The 14,377-nt window shown below is 42.2% G+C and carries 17 protein-coding genes and 1 riboswitch; of the genes, 12 read left to right on the top strand and 5 right to left on the bottom strand.

Annotated elements, in window-relative coordinates; genetic code table 11:
* Positions 1-36 precede the first annotated feature (36 nt).
* Complete coding sequence (gene safA / locus MHI33_RS14890; RefSeq protein ID WP_185107060.1) at positions 37-1,317, top strand: SafA/ExsA family spore coat assembly protein; 1,281 nt, start codon at positions 37-39, stop codon at positions 1,315-1,317.
* Between the two features lie 133 nt (positions 1,318-1,450).
* Positions 1,451-2,068: a YhcN/YlaJ family sporulation lipoprotein gene (locus MHI33_RS14885; protein WP_185107058.1), complete on the top strand. Its 618-nt coding sequence runs from the start codon at positions 1,451-1,453 to the stop codon at positions 2,066-2,068.
* A 48-nt stretch (positions 2,069-2,116) separates the two neighbouring features.
* Here MHI33_RS14885 and MHI33_RS14880 read toward each other — a convergent pair whose 3' ends face one another.
* Complete coding sequence (locus MHI33_RS14880) at positions 2,117-2,749, bottom strand: LysE family translocator (RefSeq protein ID WP_113767489.1); 633 nt, start codon at positions 2,747-2,749, stop codon at positions 2,117-2,119.
* 237 nt (positions 2,750-2,986) lie between these two features.
* A riboswitch (TPP riboswitch) is annotated at positions 2,987-3,095 on the top strand.
* Between the two features lie 127 nt (positions 3,096-3,222).
* Here MHI33_RS14880 and thiC point away from each other — a divergent pair.
* On the top strand, positions 3,223-4,983 hold the full coding sequence (gene thiC, locus MHI33_RS14875) for a phosphomethylpyrimidine synthase ThiC (protein ID WP_065098519.1): 1,761 nt from the start codon (positions 3,223-3,225) through the stop codon (positions 4,981-4,983).
* 35 nt (positions 4,984-5,018) lie between these two features.
* On the opposite strand, the gene MHI33_RS14870 is transcribed toward thiC, so the two are convergent.
* Positions 5,019-5,165, bottom strand: a complete 147-nt coding sequence (locus MHI33_RS14870) for a hypothetical protein (RefSeq protein ID WP_003216600.1) — start codon at positions 5,163-5,165, stop codon at positions 5,019-5,021.
* A 190-nt stretch (positions 5,166-5,355) separates the two neighbouring features.
* On the opposite strand from MHI33_RS14870, the gene MHI33_RS14865 reads away from it, so the two are divergent.
* Positions 5,356-5,538, top strand: a complete 183-nt coding sequence (locus MHI33_RS14865) for a hypothetical protein (RefSeq protein ID WP_003216799.1) — start codon at positions 5,356-5,358, stop codon at positions 5,536-5,538.
* A gap of 33 nt (positions 5,539-5,571) precedes the next feature.
* Here the strand turns inward: MHI33_RS14865 and MHI33_RS14860 are convergent, their stop codons facing one another.
* A complete protein-coding gene (locus tag MHI33_RS14860; protein WP_044140016.1) occupies positions 5,572-6,216 on the bottom strand; it encodes a serine/threonine protein kinase in 645 nt (214 codons plus the stop codon).
* Positions 6,217-6,454: 238 nt separating this feature from the next.
* On the opposite strand from MHI33_RS14860, the gene MHI33_RS14855 reads away from it, so the two are divergent.
* The 7 genes from MHI33_RS14855 to yajC all read left to right on the top strand — a co-directional run bounded on the left by MHI33_RS14855 (position 6,455) and on the right by yajC (position 11,473).
* A complete protein-coding gene (locus MHI33_RS14855; protein WP_181462012.1) occupies positions 6,455-6,955 on the top strand; it encodes an intercompartmental signaling factor BofC in 501 nt (166 codons plus the stop codon).
* A gap of 148 nt (positions 6,956-7,103) precedes the next feature.
* Positions 7,104-7,709 carry a Holliday junction branch migration protein RuvA gene (ruvA, locus tag MHI33_RS14850; RefSeq protein ID WP_044140019.1) on the top strand — a complete coding sequence of 202 codons (606 nt, stop codon included), beginning with the start codon at positions 7,104-7,106 and terminating at the stop codon, positions 7,707-7,709.
* A gap of 11 nt (positions 7,710-7,720) precedes the next feature.
* Entirely contained in the window at positions 7,721-8,725 is a 1,005-nt protein-coding gene (gene ruvB, locus MHI33_RS14845) for a Holliday junction branch migration DNA helicase RuvB (RefSeq protein WP_340912211.1), read from the top strand.
* Positions 8,718-8,918 carry a DUF2905 domain-containing protein gene (locus tag MHI33_RS14840; protein ID WP_012010741.1) on the top strand — a complete coding sequence of 67 codons (201 nt, stop codon included), beginning with the start codon at positions 8,718-8,720 and terminating at the stop codon, positions 8,916-8,918. Before ruvB ends, MHI33_RS14840 begins: the two co-directional genes overlap by 8 nt.
* 34 nt (positions 8,919-8,952) lie before the next feature.
* Positions 8,953-9,981 (top strand): tRNA preQ1(34) S-adenosylmethionine ribosyltransferase-isomerase QueA, encoded by a 1,029-nt coding sequence (gene queA / locus MHI33_RS14835; RefSeq protein ID WP_044140021.1) that lies wholly within the window; start codon positions 8,953-8,955, stop codon positions 9,979-9,981.
* 31 nt (positions 9,982-10,012) lie between these two features.
* On the top strand, positions 10,013-11,158 hold the full coding sequence (gene tgt / locus MHI33_RS14830; RefSeq protein ID WP_044140022.1) for a tRNA guanosine(34) transglycosylase Tgt: 1,146 nt from the start codon (positions 10,013-10,015) through the stop codon (positions 11,156-11,158).
* 48 nt (positions 11,159-11,206) lie between these two features.
* Positions 11,207-11,473 carry a preprotein translocase subunit YajC gene (gene yajC / locus MHI33_RS14825; RefSeq protein WP_003216659.1) on the top strand — a complete coding sequence of 89 codons (267 nt, stop codon included), beginning with the start codon at positions 11,207-11,209 and terminating at the stop codon, positions 11,471-11,473.
* A gap of 49 nt (positions 11,474-11,522) precedes the next feature.
* Here the strand turns inward: yajC and MHI33_RS14820 are convergent, their stop codons facing one another.
* Positions 11,523-11,900 (bottom strand): TIGR04086 family membrane protein, encoded by a 378-nt coding sequence (locus tag MHI33_RS14820; RefSeq protein WP_044140023.1) that lies wholly within the window; start codon positions 11,898-11,900, stop codon positions 11,523-11,525.
* A 165-nt stretch (positions 11,901-12,065) separates the two neighbouring features.
* Between MHI33_RS14820 and MHI33_RS14815 the strand changes: the two genes are divergently transcribed.
* Positions 12,066-12,728, top strand: a complete 663-nt coding sequence (locus tag MHI33_RS14815; protein WP_044140024.1) for a DUF421 domain-containing protein — start codon at positions 12,066-12,068, stop codon at positions 12,726-12,728.
* Between the two features lies 1 nt (position 12,729).
* On the opposite strand, the gene spoVB is transcribed toward MHI33_RS14815, so the two are convergent.
* Complete coding sequence (spoVB, locus tag MHI33_RS14810; RefSeq protein ID WP_044140025.1) at positions 12,730-14,280, bottom strand: stage V sporulation protein B; 1,551 nt, start codon at positions 14,278-14,280, stop codon at positions 12,730-12,732.
* Between the last annotated feature and the right edge of the window lie 97 nt (positions 14,281-14,377).

The following is a 14,377-nucleotide window of genomic DNA, read 5'->3' as shown; positions in this document are numbered from 1 at the left end:
CCGTTACGTTCACGTTTTGCATAGGAGGGGAAAACGTTGAAAATTCATATTGTGCAAAAAGGAGACTCCCTTTGGAAAATTTCAAAGAAATACGGAGTCGACTTTCAAGAATTGAAAAAACTAAATTCACAGCTCAGTAATCCAGATTTGATCATGCCGGGTATGAAGATCAAGATTCCATCTAGTGGTGTTCCTGTAAAAACAGATCATCAGAAAGCAAAAGAAATGCCAAAGCCGAAAGAACATCCGTATGTGAAAGAAAAGCCAAAAGATGTCGTGCAAGTGCAAGATACGAAGCCGAAAGAAAAGCCAAACGAACCTGTACCTTATGTACCGCCAGTGCCAAAGATCGAGCAGCCAGTTTTTCCGCAAGTCGATGTGAACTATTATCAGACCAATCTCTACCAGCCATTCACGCCTCCTCCCAAAAAAGAACATCATGAGAAAAAAGATCACGTTCATGAAAAGAAAGATCATGCTCATGACAAAAAGGATCATAAAGATCATGTTCATTATGAGAATAAGGAGCATAAAGATAACAAGGATCATTTCCATCATGAAAATAAGAACTATCAAGATAACAAAGACCATTTTTATGATGAAAATAAAGGTCATTTAAAAGATGATGTGGCAAAGGGGTATGATCCGTTTATTCATATTCCGCATCAAAAGGAGGAGGGAAAAGATATGGAACACAGCAATTACCCAAACCTTCCTAATTTTCCGCAAATGCCGAATGTAGGAGGCGCAGCGGTAGGGGGAATGGCTGAGAATAAGGAACATCATCACCATCACCAGCATCATGACGCATATGATCCTTATTATGGTCATGGTCATTACATGCCGGCAATGTATCCATATCCGCAGCAAATGGTGCCAGCATCGCCAATTTTACCAGGGTCAGGTCTTTGTTATCCTATCCAGCCTTATTATCACCATCATCACATGATGCCATATCCATACCCAGCGCAGCCATATTTTCCTGCGTATCAAGCGCCAGCTTATTACGGAGAACATTATGAACATCATGCAAACGACGGGCATCACTGGCACCATCATATGCATCCAAATGCCAATGCCAACGCAAATGTCAATGCGAACGTGAATCAAGGCTTTTATCCAAATGTTTCAAATGAAGCTTACGGCAAGGAAGACTGCGGATGTGATGATGGCATGAAGCAGCATCAGCCGTGGCCAGGACATTACCCGAATCCTGTACCTTATGGCCAAATGGGGGCTTATCCAGCTCAGCCTTATATGCAGCCATATCCAGGTCAATCTGTTTTTGCAAGACCAGAGGAAGACGAAGAAGAGTAATGACAGAAGGAGCGATCTCAATCGTTCCTTTTTTTGTTTATAACTGACAGCTTGATTTTTTCCCGAACTGTACATGCTAAAACAGAGCCTGTTTCGCGCTCATGAGATTGAATTTGTACAGGGGGTTTTTCGTTTGAGACAAAAATGGCAAAAAACGATCGCATTAGTGCTTCTTCCTATTGGGTTAACGGCATGTGGTGCAAATGACAATGCAGGTGTAGATACACGACAAAATCAATCAGGTCAGCCAGTCGGATATCATTCGAATAACCGTGTGGATGACAATAACCAAGATCATCAAGGGCCAGTTTCAGAGCTCATGGAGGGAATGAACGGTGGGAATACAACGAATGTTGATTATCGCACCCGTCCTCAAGCTGATGATCGAACGCCTCTCGCAGGTGGAGATGGACGCTACAGTCATGGAGATATGAACTATCATAACCAAATGTCGTTCTCTGGCTACGATAAACAAGAGAACGTGCAGCGTTCAAGAAAAATTGCCAATCGCGTCAATAAAATGAACCACGTTGCAGACTCACAGGTGATGGTAACTGATGAAAGTGTGTATATTGCCATTAAATCAGATGGACGTCTAACGTCAGAAGGCGTATCACAAGTGGAAGAAGCAGCGACTCGTTATGCGGATGGAAGAGCTGTCCAAGTGATTAAAGACGAGGGTGCTTTCACACGCTTTAGAGATATGAGAAGAACACAATTTGAAACAGGTCAAACAGGCATGACTCGATAGGTTGAAGAATAAAAAAGGCTAAAGTTCCTCAAGAACTTTAGCCTTTTCTTAAAAATAAACCTTAATGCCTATATAAAATTCGTAAAAGAAATAACAGCCAAATCCAAGTAATAAAATACCAGCAATAATGGATGTCCATTTGATCATCGTTCGATTCATCACTTTTCTTGTTAAGGATATAAGGGTGAGAAGACCGATGTCATGAAGGAGAATCCCTGCCAAAATACCGCCTGATGCCAGCATAAATTCAGATGAATCTGTTTTTGTATATGCATCTGCCAGTACAGCTCCGAATACAGAAACCCAGAACACAAGGTTTCCAGGAGACACCGCGACAAGCAAGCCGTTTCTGTACGTTTTTGCGAAAGATTTATTGACTTTTTCGCCAGCTAAATGGATGTCTTGATCCGCATGTTTAATGGAATCGTATGCGAGAATCATTAAGAATATAGCTCCGATCAGCCAGAGCGGGATTTGGACAAATGGCAGTGATAAAAACTGAGCAAATCCAGCATATAAAGCCAAGATTAGTAGGAGATCGATGGTCATACCGCCTGCTCCTACAGTTAAACCATGAAAGAAGCCGTTTTTTAATCCCTGTTTTGTCATTTCAACCGTGATCGCTCCAACTGGCAAAGCAATTGAGAATCCTATGACGATAAATGTGAGAAATGTTTGCAATCGACTAGAACTTCCTTTGAAAAAGTTTGTATAAAAATTCTCCGTTTAGATTAATTATACATAATAGGAGAAAAGGATCAATGGTTATTTCAGATTTTATCTAAATGTTTGGGATAGATGATGTATATAAAGGTGTATATCAAGCTGGCTTTATCTCTTTTGTAGTGGAAAGGAACTATTTTCCTAAAACTTCTTTTTTTCATGGCATCTCTATGCTACACTGTTGTGGAAATGAATAAATGTGACTAGGGGTGCCCGCGGCTGGGCTGAGAGAGAAGTGTATGCTTCTTAACCCTTTGGACCTGATCTGGCTCGTACCAGCGTGGGGAAGTTGAAGATGATACATGTGTCATATGAATGACATTCATGTTTATTTCTAACGACGAAACCAGGTTCTGTTCATAGAGCCTGGTTTTTTTGCTGGTGCTGATTCCATCCTGTCCGGTGACAAGAAGAGAAGGAGAGAACAGCAAATGAAAGAAAAGAAAAATACCCTAACAACTCAATCCTTATTATCAAGCTTTGAAGGCAGCCGAAAGGTGTATGAGAAAGGGTCAAGACCTGACATTTTAGTGCCAAAAAGAGAGATTGTCCTTTCACAAACGGTGACGCAGGCAGGAAATATTCAAAATGAACCGATTCGTGTGTACGATACGAGTGGACCTTACACCGATGAGCGTGCTCATATCGATGTTACAAAGGGGCTTCATCGTCTGAGAGCGGCATGGATCGAAGAAAGAGAGGATACAGAAAGCTATGAAGGACGTCATGTAAAACCTGAAGATAACGGATATCGCTCCAAAGAGAAAGCGTCACATCATCATGTTCTTACTGATTTTCATCATGAGCCGCTTCGCGCAAAAAAAGGTGCCTGTGTGACGCAAATGCATTATGCAAAAAAAGGTATTGTGACGCCTGAAATGGAGTTCATCGCGTTAAGAGAAGGGCTAAGCCCTGAGATCGTGAGAGAGGAAGTAGCCAGCGGAAGAGCGGTCATTCCAGCGAATATTAACCATCCTGAAAGTGAACCGATGATTATCGGAAGGCATTTTCATGTCAAAATCAATGCGAACATTGGTAATTCAGCTGTGACATCATCCATTGATGAAGAGGTAGAAAAGATGACGTGGGCCATCAGATGGGGTGCAGACACCATGATGGATCTGTCTACAGGAAAGGACATTCATACAACGAGAGAATGGATCATTCGCAATTGCCCAGTCCCAGTAGGCACCGTTCCCATTTATCAGGCGCTTGAAAAAGTGAATGGCGTGGCAGAAGATTTGACGTGGGACGTGTACAGAGACACGTTAATTGAACAGGCAGAGCAAGGAGTAGACTACTTCACGATTCATGCGGGAGTGCGGTTAAGGTATATTCCGCTGACAGTCGATCGGGTGACCGGAATTGTTTCAAGAGGCGGTGCCATTATGGCAAGATGGTGTCTTGCCCATCATCAAGAAAATTTCCTTTATACCCACTTCGAAGACATTTGTGAGATTATGAAAACGTATGATATTGCTTTTTCACTTGGAGACGGACTCAGACCAGGATCAATAGCTGATGCCAATGATGAAGCGCAGTTTGCAGAGCTGGAAACGTTAGGTGAATTGACAGAGATCGCTTGGAAACATGATGTACAGGTGATGATTGAAGGGCCTGGACATGTTCCGATGGATAAAATCAAAGAGAATGTAGACAAACAAATGGAGATTTGCAAAGAGGCACCATTTTATACATTAGGACCTCTTACAACAGATATTGCTCCGGGATATGATCATATTACATCTGCTATCGGCGCAGCTATGATCGGCTGGTATGGGACAGCGATGCTATGCTATGTGACGCCAAAAGAGCATTTAGGTCTGCCGAACAAAGAAGATGTAAGAGAAGGTGTGATTGCCTATAAAATTGCTGCACATGCTGCTGATCTAGCAAAAGGACATCCTGCTGCTCAAAAGCGCGATGATGCTTTATCGAAAGCAAGGTTTGAATTTAGATGGCGGGACCAATTCAACCTGTCACTTGATCCAGAAAGAGCGATGGCGTTCCATGATGAAACATTGCCTGCTGAAGGCGCTAAGACTGCCCATTTTTGCTCGATGTGCGGACCGAAGTTTTGCAGCATGAAAATTTCCCATGATATTCGCAATCAATCAGAAGAAGTGAAAAAAGAGATGGAGAAGAAGGCGAAGGAGTTTATCAGCCAAGGAAGTCAAATATATTCATCCTAAAAAAGAACCTCGCACGCATGTTGTGTGGGGTTTTATCAGATCGCGGATAAGGCTTTTCTTAAGAGGTGGAAAAATGCCTTTAATGCAACCCCTATCATGTCCAGACTCGGAATAAGGGCATCTGTTAAATGAAACACGACTGTTTGTCTTTCTGGAGATGTTCGTTTCTTTTTCCGTTTCATAAAGAAAACCTCCTTTTAAATCATATACTTCTTTGCAAAGAAGAGGGATAGAGATGTTGTTTGAATTTAAACAAAATTTAAACTTCTTGTGTTTGACAGGAAAGAAGGAGGGGAAACGAGTTGAGTAGAGAATGAATGAAAAGAGCCGATCTATTTGGCAAGCTAACAAGAGAGAGTGGAAGGTGATCTTATGATGAAAGTATTTAAGGTAACATTTCATATGAACAATGGGGAAGTGCTTGATTTCGAGCTAAAACGTCCAGCTACCTATGATGTGTATAAGAAAATTGAAGAAGCCAATCATTGGTTTAAGCTGAATAATGAAATCATTAACTTATTAAATGTGAATAGCATCCATGTTGAAACAGATTGACACAGAAAAGCCGCTCAGTGAGAGCGGCTTTCATTATGCAGAGAAATCATTCCGATTATTAAGCTGACCGCGGGACAGCCAGTTCTTTTTATATAAATAAGCAATCACTTCAAGCCATAGACGCGGTGCTTTTTTCGGGAAAAAAGGTTTTTGATAATAAGCGTAAGCGGCTTTTAAATCATCCCACTGATGGCAAGCTTTTGTTTGTGTGAAACGGGCAACATCGATGACCCTGACCTGTCCTTCCTTTGTTAAGATCAGATTCCTCAGATGGATATCAGAAGGGTTCAATCCTTTCTCGCGTGCTTCTTCTAGCGCATCATCGACTTGCTCAATCATTTGTTTTTTAATAGGAATCCCCTTTGTGAGGCATTCATAGAATGTATATCCTTTAATATATTCCATTAAAATATACTGATCCCCAGATTCATAAATCTCAGGGTAGTAAGACGAACCAGAGAGCTTTTCATAAATAGCGGCTTCTTTGCGGGCAATATGCTGATAAGAAGGGAAAAAGACTTTTAGCGCCATTTTCTTGCCGTCTTTTTTGTATGAAAAGACATAGGCACTTCTTCCTTTGCCGCACAGCTCAAGCTCTGCCGGTTTAAAGGCAAGCTTATGAAGACGTTTATCCTCATGATACTGAATCGATTCGGCTAATCTTTTGACTTCTGACATTGACTTCACCTTCTTTGGTTTCAGTTTATGCGGCTGAAAAACGAATGATGAAAAAACCGAGCATTCGATAAAGCAATGGATTGTATAAAACATACCATTTACGAATGAAGGATACAACGAAAGACTCTTCCCATATATTCATGTCATCGATTTGGTTAATGTTTAGAAAAATGGGTCAAACTACATATGTCATGCATCGATCTCATGTTCTAAAGAGGTGTAAATAGTGAAAGTGAAGATGAAATGTTTCGTTACAGGACTTATCATGACAAGTGTGCTTTTTTTCGCTGCGGATATGGAAGGAAAAGAACACTTGCAAAAGCAGTCAAACTCGATCACCGTGCAGCTTGAAAAAGTCTATCTAGACGGAGATGTGAGTATTGAAAGACACCGGGCATCATTAGAAGACAAAGACACATTCTGGTCGCAGTATAAAGGCTGGACGCTAGTAGAGCAGAAAGAGGATTTTGCGCTTTTTAGAAAGCAAATTGATGATATCTCTCCATTAAGTAAAGCAAATGGATATATCGGATTATCAGAGGACGGTGTGATTTCTACGTTTCATGGAAGGCCTGACGGCTGGGCGGAGCCCATTCATCTCTTTTTTCAAATTGATACGTCCCGTTTAGAAAGTCATGTGGAGGAGCAGCTTCAGCAAGGCATTCCTTTTCGAACAAAGGATGAATTTGAGCATGTGCTTGAAGTCATGAAGCCTTACCGAAATGAAATATCGTTTTAAAGCGTATAACAGCTTGCTGGTGTGAAGGCCGCAAGCTGTTTTTCGTAGTGTCATCGTAAAAATGCATTGAGCGAACGTATGTTAACTTTTATTGCGGTTTTCTTCTCGATTTATGTTACAATGAAGAACAGTCAAAGAGGTGAAAACGGTGATAGAGTTTGTAAAAGGGACCATTGATTATGTGTGCCCGCAATATGTTGTCATAGAAAACGGCGGAGTGGGATATCAAGTCTATAGCCCAAACCCGTTTATCTATCAAATAAATAAACAAGAAACAATTTATACGTATCATTACATAAAAGAAGACGCTTTTTCGTTATATGGATTTCAAACACGAGAAGAAAAAGCGCTGTTCACAAAACTGTTAAATGTCACAGGGATTGGGCCGAAGGGGGCTCTAGCGATTCTTGCTTCCGGTGATCCAGGCGCTGTCATTTCAGCGATAGAACGTGAAGATGAAGCGTTCCTGATTAAGTTCCCTGGTGTTGGCAAAAAGACAGCTCGCCAAATCATTCTCGACCTAAAAGGAAAGCTAGCTGATGTCGTGCCCGAAATGATTGGCAACCTATTTAATCACGAGGACCATATTCAGGTCGAAACGCAGCAAACGGCATTAGACGAAGCGCTTGAAGCCTTAAGTGTTCTCGGATACGGTGATCGCGAAATTAAAAAGGTTCTTCCATTGTTAAAAGAAGAAAAGAATCTCACAACCGATCAATATGTGAAAAAAGCTTTACAAAAAATGTTGAAATAGGGTGATGTCTCATGGATGAACGGCTCGTCTCAACTGAAGCAGACAACCATGAATCAGCCATTGAGCAAAGTCTGCGGCCACAGACACTTAGCCAATATATCGGTCAGCAAAAAGTAAAGGATAACCTCAGCGTGTTTATTGAGGCTGCCCGTATGAGGCAGGAAACACTCGATCATGTCCTTTTATATGGACCGCCCGGACTCGGGAAAACAACGCTCGCGTCGATTATTGCCAATGAAATGAATGTTCAGCTGCGTACAACATCTGGACCAGCGATTGAACGTCCTGGTGATTTGGCGGCGATTTTAACGTCTCTTGAGCCAGGTGATGTGTTGTTTATAGATGAAATTCATCGCTTGCAGCGCTCAATTGAGGAAGTGCTTTATCCGGCCATGGAGGATTTTTGTTTAGATATCGTCATTGGCAAAGGAGATACAGCACGCTCTGTACGGCTTGATTTACCGCCATTTACCCTTGTAGGTGCCACGACCCGCGTCGGGCTTTTAACAGCGCCGCTTCGTGACAGGTTTGGGGTACATGCAAGATTGGAATACTATGAGCAAAGAGATTTGGCTCACATTGTGGCAAGAACAGCCGAGCTGTTCGAGATTGGGATCGATCTTCGCTCAGCCGAAGAGATTGCAAGACGTTCCCGCGGTACGCCGAGGGTTGCCAACCGTCTGCTCAGAAGAGTAAGAGATTTTGCGCAGGTGCTTGGGAATCATGCGATTACCGAGGACATTGCGGAAGATGCCCTTGAGCGCCTTCAAGTCGACAAGCTTGGTCTTGATCATATCGATCATAAGCTGCTTTTAAGTATGATTGAAAAATTTAGAGGCGGTCCTGTTGGGCTTGATACGATCTCAGCGACAATTGGAGAAGAATCACATACGATTGAAGATGTGTACGAACCGTATTTACTGCAAATTGGTTTCCTGCAAAGAACACCAAGAGGACGGGTTGTCACAAGAGAAGCGTATGAACATTTTCAAATGGAGGTTCCGAATCGTGACTGAATTCCCTAAAATATTGATGATTTTAGGTGGTGTCCTTTTTGCCGCAGGATTAGTATTTCAATTGGTTGGTAAGCTTCCAGGTGATATTTTTGTGAAAAAAGGAAATGTGACGTTCTTTTTTCCTGTGATCACATGCATTGTCATTAGCATCGTGCTCACGATATTACTTAATATCTTTGGACGGATGAAATAACGTTAACTAGTTAACTACAGAATAGGTGAAGGAAATGAAGCTAGAACTATTTGATTTTGATTTACCAGAAAGATTGATTGCACAAGTACCGCTTGAAAAACGAGATGCATCAAGACTGATGGTCTTAAACAAACAAACGGGTGAGGTGACACACGATACATTCTCACAAATCACCGATTATTTTCAAACGGGTGATTGTCTCGTTTTAAATAATACGCGCGTTTTGCCGGCACGTTTGTTTGGAATGAAAGAGGATACAGGTGCAAAAGTTGAACTTCTTCTCTTAAAACAAGAGGAAGGCGATAAATGGGAAACACTTGTAAAACCAGCCAAACGGGTGAAAAAAGGAACAGTTATCACCTTTGGTGATGGACGGCTTCAAGCGGTATGTACAGAAGAATTAGAACATGGTGGCAGAAAAGTTGAGTTTCAGTATACCGGCATTTTTTATGAAGTACTTGAATCCCTCGGTGAGATGCCGCTGCCTCCTTATATTAAAGAGCAGCTTGACGATCGTGAACGCTATCAAACGGTGTATTCGAAAGAGGTTGGCTCCGCTGCTGCTCCAACTGCTGGTCTTCACTTTACAAACGAGCTGCTGGATGCGCTGAAAGCAAAAGGTGTGCACATCGCATTCATTACACTGCACGTGGGGCTTGGTACTTTTCGTCCGGTCAGTGCAGATCGTATTGAAGAACACGAAATGCACGCAGAGTTTTACGAAATGAATGAAGAAACAGCGGCAGAGCTTAATCGCGTTCGCAAGGAAGGCGGGCGGATTATTTCAGTGGGGACAACGTCAACGAGAACGCTAGAAACCATTGCAAGTGCGCATGATGGCGAATTCAAAGCGTCAAGCGGCTGGACGTCAATCTTTATTTACCCAGGCTATACATTCAAGGCAATTGATGGTATGATCACGAATTTCCATCTGCCCAAATCCTCGTTAATCATGCTTGTCAGCGCATTAGCTGGACGAGAGCATGTCCTAAAAGCGTACAATGAGGCTGTAAAAGAGGAATACCGATTCTTCAGCTTTGGCGATGCCATGCTGATTCAATAACATCATACAACAAAGACAGGAGGGCTCATTTTTGTCGCAATTACCGATACGTTATGAGTTCATTAAATCATGCAAACAAACAGGTGCACGACTAGGGCGCGTTCATACACCACACGGCTCCTTTGACACACCTGTATTTATGCCGGTAGGTACACTGGCTACAGTCAAAACGATGGCGCCTGAAGAATTAAAGGCAATGGAAGCAGGCATCATCTTAAGCAATACGTATCACCTATGGCTTCGTCCAGGTCATGACATTGTGAAAGAAGCAGGCGGCCTGCACAAATTTATGAACTGGGATCGAGCGATTTTGACCGATTCAGGCGGATTCCAAGTATTCTCTTTGAGTGAATTTAGAAAAATTGAAGAAGAAGGCGTCCACTTCCGTAATCATTTAAATGGAGATAAGCTGTTCCTTTCTCCTGAGAAGGCCATGGACATCCAAAATGCGCTTGGCTCTGATATTATGATGGCATTTGATGAATGCCCACCATATCCAGCAGAATACGATTATATGAAACGATCTGTAGAGCGGACAAGCAGATGGGCAGAACGCTGTCTAGAAGCGCATCAGCGTCCAGAGGATCAAGGACTGTTTGGAATTGTCCAAGGCGGAGAATACGAAGAGCTTCGCAAACAAAGTGCACAAGATCTGGTTTCACTTGATTTCCCAGGCTACGCCATCGGAGGCTTATCTGTTGGTGAACCAAAAGATGTGATGAACCGTGTACTCGAGTTCACAACGCCATTGTTACCAACAGACAAGCCAAGGTACTTAATGGGTGTCGGCTCACCAGATTCCTTAATTGACGGTGCCATTCGCGGTGTAGATATGTTTGACTGCGTGCTGCCAACGCGAATTGCCAGAAACGGTACGTTGATGACAAGCGAAGGACGTCTTGTTGTGAAAAATGCAAAATATGAGCGTGATTTCAGACCAATCGATGAAAACTGTGACTGCTACACATGTAAAAACTACACACGCGCTTATATTAGACATTTAATCAAAACAAATGAAACGTTCGGAATTCGATTAACAACTTATCATAATCTTCATTTTCTGTTAAAATTAATGGAGCAAGTGAGAGAAGCTATCCGTGAGGATCGTTTAGGTGATTTTAAAGAAGAGTTTTTTGAGCGTTACGGCTTTAACGAACCGAATGCGAAAAACTTTTAACGCATAAACGAAAAGGCTTTACAATGCTTTAGAAAGGGGTGAAATAGAATGGATGGTGGTATGGGTTCAATCATTATGATTGTTGTCATGTTTGCTGTGCTTTACTTCTTATTAATCCGTCCACAGCAAAAGCAACAAAAAGCTGTGCGTCAGATGCAGCAATCTTTATCAAAAGGCGATAAAATCGTCACAATCGGTGGTTTACACGGTGAAATCGACTACATTGATGAATCAAAAGTGGTCATCAAAACAAGCGAAAACAACCGTTTAACTTTCGATCGACGTGCTATTAGAGAACTAGCTGACAAAGGCTAATCCTCCGATACATAGCCATAAAAAAAAGAGCGATATATCCGCTCTTTTTTTATTTGCCTCGAAGATTGACGCCAATCATTCCGCCGAGCATACAAATTCCTAGAAATGCCCCATGATAGATGAACTGCTCTGGTGAAAAGGTTTCTCCAAACCCTAAATATTGAAACAAAAATACAGTGAGAGAAAAGATCATAGAAGTGATCGCACCAATGAGCCAGCCGCGCTCCTTTGCTTTTCCTCCAGAAATGATCCCCCCTAATAAAAGCGCCACAAAGGACAAAATCATAATCATCCATTTAAACGATGATTCCTGCATACTTGTGAAGGTAAGCATGAGCGATACAAGTAAGCTTGTGGCAATCATCACGATAAAAATGGCCATTAAGCCGGATAAAATCCCTTTTCCGATTTGTTTCGTTTCCTGCATGTGATTCGTCTCCTCTCCAATTGACCGAAGCTTGTCTTTTACTAAAATGTATTCACTATGAAGAAAAAATAGACATGTTTCTCACGATAAAAACAGAGGCTTTCTTTTCTACATAAATAAAGGGTTTTGACACAAGCTATGTTAGAGAAGGAGGGTTTACATCACATGCAGGACATCTTGATTATCTCCATGAGAACAATCATTTTATATTTTCTTATTTGGTTTATTTTTCGGTTAATGGGCAAGAGAGAAATTGGCGAATTGAGTATTTTAGATCTTGTCATTTTTATGATGATCGCAGAAATTGCGGTTCTCGCCATAGAAGAAGTCGAGGATCACATGTTACATACGGTATGGCCGATCCTGCTGTTAACCTTCATTCAAATCACACTCGCCTACCTCTCATTGAAATTCCAAGGTGTCCGGCGCTTTCTTGACGGTAAACCGGCCCTGCTCATTATCAATGGGAAAATCGACGAGGGTGCGATGAGAAAACAGCGATACAATTTTGATGACCTGCTCATTCAATTAAGAGAAAACAACATCGATAGCATTCAGGATGTGTCTTACGCCATTTTAGAGCCATCTGGAAAGCTTGCGGTCGTTGAAAAAGAAAACAAGCACACACACGGAGCGCTTGAGCTGCCACTTATTGCTGATGGCGTTGTACAGCACGATCATTTGAAGCAAATTAATCAAAATGAACAGTGGCTGAAAGATGAGATTGCCAAAAGGGGCTATCATGAAATTGATCAGATTTCCTACTGTAGCTTTAATCAAAAGACATTTTATATTGATTTGAAAGATGAAGTGATCAAGAAGACATGAGCTAAAGCAGTTTCCCTATAAACGGGATACGGCGAAGCTCTTCTCGCTTCACTAGCCCTAGACAGATTAATAGAATGACATACAGCGCGCACGTAACAAAGATCAGTATCACAAGCTCAATCGGGGCAGAAAAGAGCCCATTTACTTGAGATTTCAGCCAAAGGCTGACAGCCCCAGTGCCGATGATCACAAGAACGCATATCCCATATTCCTTCATTGGTAAATGAATAGGCAGTACTTTACCGACAGTTGCCGCATGAAGCAGCGTGACAAGGACGATGCCGATTAATATTGCAAGTGCTGCCCCCATAATGCCAAAGCCCGGCTGTGAAGCAAGGACAAAAATCATTCCTGTTTTCACAACAGCACCTATCAGACTATTTGTCATCGCCGCACCAGCTAAATTGAGTGCTTGCAAGACGGCTTGAAGCGGCCCTTGAAAATAATATAGAAGGAAAAATGGTGCCATGAATTTTACATAAATAGCCGCATGCGATGAACCATACATAAAGAGCGTTAAATCTTCTGCGTAAACGAAAAGAATAATACAGGAAATACCTCCGCTGAGTAGACAAAGACGCATCGCCTGCTTCAGCCTGTATTCGACCGTTTTGCGTTTGTTCTGCTCCATTCCTTCACTGATCGCTGGGACCAGTGCAGTGGAGAGAGAATACGTAATAAAGCTAGGCAGTGTCAACAGAGTTAGCGCAAGACCAGTCAACTCTCCGTATTGTCTTGTTGCCTCGACAGCCGCATATCCAGCAATGGCAAGACTTTGCGCGACAACTATCGGTTCTAAAAACCACGAAATATTCCCGATAAAACGGCTGCCTGTTGTTGGCAGGGCAATACTCATCAATTGCTTAAACGTGTCCTTACCGTCATGAATCGCCTTAAAAAATCGTTTTCGAATACGAATGGTCTTTTTATAACGAAAGGCAATCAGTAAATAAGCAAGTGAAATCATCTCTCCAATAACAGATGAAATCATCGCACCTGCTGCTGCATATTCAATCCCATAAGGAAGGAAAGCTGTTGTACATACTGCCACTAGAGAAATTCTTGCAACCTGTTCCAGTACTTGAGATATGGCAAGCGGGCTCATTTGCTGTCTGCCTTGAAAATACCCTCTTAGCACACTGGAAATGGCGATGACTGGGACAACGGGCGTAATGGCAAGCAGTGGATAGACCGTTCTAGGATCTGTCAGCATATTTTCTGCCATGATGGGTGCAAACCATAAAAAGAGCGGCGTGAATATCAGGCTGAGTGTCCCTGTTATCGCAAGGGACATGACAAGAATACGTTTTGTTTTCTGTTTGTCACCCCGGGCTTCTGCTTCTGCGACAAGCTTACTAATAGCGACAGGCAGTCCGAATTGTGTGAGCGTCACAGCGAGAAAAAAGGTAGGAGCAGCCATCATATAAAGCCCGACTCCTTCTTCGCCAATGAACCTTGCAATGACAATTCGATTGACAAAACCCAATATTCTCGTGATAAAACCTGCTAAAATTAAAATAATTGTCCCTTTTAAAAACGTTTGCTTCGTCAAATCAAAGATCACCTGCCTTCTCAAACGACATAGAATCATATACAATAAGATATGCGTGTATATCGTCCAAGCATGACAAGTCTCTCGATAAAAACTG

Source organism: Bacillus sp. FSL K6-2971 (assembly GCF_038006405.1).
Taxonomy (GTDB): domain Bacteria; phylum Bacillota; class Bacilli; order Bacillales; family Bacillaceae; genus Bacillus; species Bacillus pumilus.
Note: the sequence above shows the minus strand (reverse complement) of the source record. Positions and strands in the feature narration are given on the sequence as shown.